Here is a 4638-nt window from a genome sequence, read left to right on the forward strand (position 1 = left end):
TGGCTTCGACGGCACGCTCATCACCGGACTTGCCGCACTCGACATGGCGCCCGCCGGTTCATCGACACCCCTCGCCCGCGGCTACGTAACCTTTGGCGATGATTCCGGTCACCAGAGCAAGAGCATCACCGACGGCTCGTTCGCTGCCAACGACGAAGCGCTCGCTAACTACGGCGGCCTGACGCTGAAGAAAACGCACGATGTCGCCATGCTTTTGCTCAAGGCGCGCTACAACACGACGCCTGCAAAAACCTATTTCTTCGGCAGCTCGACCGGCGGCCGCGACGGCCTCACCGTGATCCAGCGCTGGCCTGCGGATTACGACGGCATTGTCGTGAACCGCCCCGCGCTCAATTACACCGGCCTGCGGCTGTCGAATGTCGTACTCGGGCGTGCGCTTTATCTCAACGGCGGCGCGGGCTGGCTCGACGTCAAAAAGACCGTCCTGCTGCAAAACGCCGTGACCAAAGCCTGCGATACGCTCGATGGCGTGGCCGACGGCATCATCTCCAACGTCGCCGCCTGCAAGCTGCAGGCGCCGGCGGTTCTCGCCGCCGTGCGCTGCCCGGATGGCAAGGACACCGGCGATACATGTCTTTCGGACGCGCAGATCGCGACCGTCAACACGATTGCATCACCCTTGCTCCTGCCCTATCCGCTTGCAAACGGCGTCACGCGTTACGCCGGCTACAACATCCTTGCCGGATCGGTGTTCGCGGGTCAGTACACCACGCGCGATTTCGGCACTTCTCCGACGCCTGCCAACCCTGCCGGCAAGAACGACGCAAACCAGTGGGTCACCGGCGACCAGTGGGTCAAGTACTTCATCACGCGCATTCCGACCTTCAATTCGCTCACCTTCGATCCGCTCAATCCCGGCGCATACCAGGGGCAGGTCCAGCAGGTTTCGGCCGAAAGCGACGCCACCAATCCCGACCTCTCGGCATTCATCGCGAAAGGCGGCAAGGCGATCATCACCCACGGTCTCGCCGATGAAATCGTCAGCACCGATTCGTCCGTGGACTATTACAACGCCCTGGTGCAGAAGTTCGGCCAGTCTTCCGTCGATAACTTCGCGCGTTTTTACCTGATGCCGGGCGTTGGCCACGGCACCGGCCCATTCCTGCCGCAAGTCGATTCGCTTGGCGCACTCGAACAGTGGGTGGAGAACGGTACGGCGCCGGGCACCCTGACGATGACAGACTCGACACCCGCAACACTCGGGCGCACGCGTCCCCTTTGCCGTTATCCGACGTGGCCGAAATTCACCGGCGGAGACGCGAATTCGGCAGGCAGCTTCACCTGCAGTCAATAAAAGCAGTGCGTGGTTAGCGGATCAGAAGGAGGATCGGCCGTTCCGACGGCCGTCCAGAACGCCTGGCGGCGCACGAGAAGCAATCGTTTTGGCCTCTGCTATAGTCTTTCCCATCCTCCCTCTTTGAACCGCGCGTGGACCACATTCCCTTATGGGCGCAAATTTGCGCCATTTTTCTGTTGCTGTTTTTCTCCGCTTTTTTCTCGATTTCCGAAACATCGATGATGGCGCTCAATCGCCATCGCCTCAAACACCTCGCCAACCAGGGTTCGCTGCGCGCCCGCGTCACGCAAGGGCTGCTGGCCAAGACGGACCAGTTGCTGAGCGTGATCCTGATTGGCAACAATCTGATCAACACGATCATTTCGGCGCTGACCACCTCCATTGCGCTGCGCACTTTCGGGCACGACAACATCGTGCTGTCGGTCGCAACCGGGATCGTCGCCTTCCTCATTATTGTGTTCGCGGAAATCGCGCCGAAGATTGTCGGCGCGACGTATCCGGAAAAAGTCGCATTGCCGGCGAGCCTGGTTCTTTCGCCGCTGATGCGCGTGGCCCGGCCGCTTGTGTGGTTCGTCAACCTGTTCGCCAATGGCGTGCTGCGGTTGCTGCATATCAATACGAAGGGCGGGCGGGATCAGCGGCTTTCCACCGAGGAATTGCGCACGGTCGTGCTGGAATCCGGCAACTTCATGCCGACCAAGCACCGCAGCATCTTGCTGAACCTGTTCGACCTCGAAAACATCACGGTCGACGACGTGATGATCCCGCGCCGCCGGATAGAGTCGCTCGATTTCGATGCCCCTTTCGACACCATTCTTCATCAACTCGAAACCTGCTATCACAACAAGTTGGTCGTATATCAAGGCGATATAGATCGTGTGCTGGGCGTGCTGCACGTGAGAAAAACGCTGTCGGCGCTGCATAACCAGGAGTTCGAGCGCGAGACCTTGCGCGAGTTGCTCGCCGAACCGTACTTTGTTCCGGCCGGCACGCCCGTGTTCCAGCAACTGCAGTTTTTCCAGGAAAGCCGCCATCGGATCGCGATCGTGGTCAATGAATACGGCGAGTTGCAGGGCCTCGTCACGCCGGAAGACATCATTGAAGAACTGATAGGCGAGTTCACGACCACCATTCCACGCGGCGCCGGTTCGAGCGGCGGCTGGAACGAAAACGGCGAATGCATTGTGGCCGGCAGCATGCCGCTGCGCGAACTGAACCGCTGGCTCAAGCTGACGCTTCCCACCGACGGCCCGAAAACGCTGAACGGGCTGATCCTCGAGACGCTCGAAGAGATTCCCGACGGCGACGTGAGCGTGCGCATTGCGGGCGTGCATTTCGAAGTGATGCGCAGCGACGATCAGGCCATTCGCACAGTGAAGGTCTTCCAGCCACAGGGCGTATTGCCCAAGAAACAAAAGTAAGAAAGATGGCGGTGTCATAAGAGGATGCAGTCCAGGGTTTCGGGTTGCACCAGATTGCCCTGTTTTGCGGGATTTGCGTCGCCGGTTGCATCGCGTTAGCCATTCGGTCTAATTTTTTGCACCTGCAAGCGTTAGCCATTCGGTCTAGTTTCAATCGATGGCGTGCGAGGTCATGATCGGGACATACCGATCACCGAGCCACGCCCATGTCCTCCTCCCCGCCTGCAACCTTTTCCAGCCCGCCGCCGTTCAGCGCCCGGCCCGCTGAAGCTATTGCCGAGGCAGACAGCGCGCCCGCCGTCGCGCTTCTCACCGATACCTTGCGCGAAGCCGCGTCACGCGGCGCGTCCGATATCCACGTCGAGCCTGGCGAGCACGAATGGCGAATCCGTTTGCGGATCGACGGCGCGCTGCACACGTATCTCACGCCGCCGCCCCACTTGCGCGATGCCTTCACCACGCGCATCAAAGTGCTGGCGCGGATGGACATTGCGGAGCGGCGCGTGCCACAAGACGGGCGCTTGCGGCTGCCGCTTGCAAATGGGAGTCCTGAGGACTATCGGGTCAATTCCCTGCCGGTGCTGTTTGGCGAGAAGCTCGTTTTGCGCCGGCTGGAGTCGCTACCCAAGGATTTATCGTTGGCGGCACTCGGGCTTGCAGCCGATCAGCAGAGGACCGTCGAGGCCGCAATCCACGCGCCGCACGGTCTTGTGCTCGTGACCGGTCCGACCGGCAGCGGCAAGACCTTGTCGTTGTATTGCTTCCTGCAGATGCTCAATGCCGAATCGCGCAATGTCTGCTCCGTTGAGGATCCCGCTGAAATCCAGCTCGCCGGCATCAATCAGGTCAGCGTGCGGGACAAAGCCGGTCTCACCTTCGCGGTCGCGTTGCGGGCGTTCATGCGGCAGGACCCGGACGTGATCATGGTGGGCGAGATCCGCGACGCCGAGACCGCCGATGTAGCCGTGAAGGCGGCGCAAACCGGGCATCTCGTGCTCTCCACGCTTCACACGAACGACGCGCCCGCTGCCATCGCACGCCTGATCGACATTGGCATTGCGCCGTACAACCTGGCATCGGCGCTCAGGCTCGTCACGGCTCAACGGCTGGTGCGCCGGCTTTGCGAAGCGTGCCGTGTGGCGTCCGACCTGGAACTGGAGCCGGGCTTCCGGCCGCTCGAACCGCGCGGCTGTGCTGCCTGTCATGGCATCGGCTATCGCGGACGAGTTGGCGTGCATCAACTCATGCCCGTTTCCGAAGCAATGCGCGAACTCATCGTTGCTCGCGCCGCCACGCATGCCGTCATGCGGCAGGCACGGAGCGAAGGCATGCCAAGCCTGCGCGACGCTGCCTTCGCCCGGGTGCGGGAAGGCGTAACGAGCGTGGCGGAAGCTGCCGGTGCGACGGAGGTCGGCTAATGCAACTACCGCAAACACCGCAAGCATCGCAACCATCCGATACTCGCTTCAACTGGCGGGGCATCGACGCCACCGGCGCGAACAAGCGGGGCAAGACTATTGCCATGGACGCCACGACCGCCCGCGCTGCGCTCAAGCGCAACGGCGTCACAGTGCTCGAACTCACAGGAATGGGACCGGCGCCGCCGCCAAAAGCCAAAGCCGCCGATGTCACCCTGTTCACCCGGCAACTCGCCGGTTTGCTGCGCGCCGGGCTGCCGCTTGCGCCATGTCTCGACCTGATCGCGCAAACGCCTTCGCGCGGCGGCTTGCCGCGTATTGTCGGAGCGGTTGCGCGGGACATCACGCAAGGCGTAGCGTTTTCGGAAGCGCTCGGGCGTCATCCGGCATGCTTCAACGCACTGTATTGCCAGCTTGTATCGGTCGGTGAACTCGCCGGCGCACTGCCGACCGTGCTCGCGCGCCTCGCGGAAGATCGCGA

The 4638-nt window shown here is 61.9% G+C and carries 5 protein-coding genes; 4 read left to right on the plus strand and 1 reads right to left on the minus strand.

Translation table 11 applies throughout. The annotated features are described in order from the left end of the window. The coding region (locus tag ACRXB1_RS31050; RefSeq protein ID WP_449494225.1) for a tannase/feruloyl esterase family alpha/beta hydrolase at positions 1–1315 on the plus strand (1315 nt) is incomplete at its 5' end. Between the two features lie 13 nt (positions 1316–1328). Here ACRXB1_RS31050 and ACRXB1_RS31055 read toward each other — a convergent pair. Continuing rightward, positions 1329–1550 (minus strand): hypothetical protein, encoded by a 222-nt coding sequence (locus tag ACRXB1_RS31055; RefSeq protein ID WP_449494228.1) that lies wholly within the window; start codon positions 1548–1550, stop codon positions 1329–1331. Between ACRXB1_RS31055 and ACRXB1_RS31060 the strand changes: the two genes are divergently transcribed. The 3 genes from ACRXB1_RS31060 to ACRXB1_RS31070 form a co-directional block, all read left to right on the plus strand. Further along, entirely contained in the window at positions 1450–2739 is a 1290-nt protein-coding gene (locus tag ACRXB1_RS31060; protein ID WP_075358577.1) for an HlyC/CorC family transporter, read from the plus strand. The two genes, ACRXB1_RS31055 and ACRXB1_RS31060, sit on opposite strands and share 101 nt — an antisense overlap. A 206-nt stretch (positions 2740–2945) precedes the next feature. Next, positions 2946–4157, plus strand: coding sequence for a GspE/PulE family protein (locus ACRXB1_RS31065; protein WP_449494226.1), 1212 nt, complete (start codon positions 2946–2948; stop codon positions 4155–4157). Further along, the coding region (locus tag ACRXB1_RS31070) for a type II secretion system F family protein (protein ID WP_449494227.1) at positions 4157–4638 on the plus strand (482 nt) is incomplete at its 3' end. The genes ACRXB1_RS31065 and ACRXB1_RS31070, both read left to right, overlap by 1 nt.

The organism is Caballeronia sp. M23-90, from assembly GCF_053574605.1.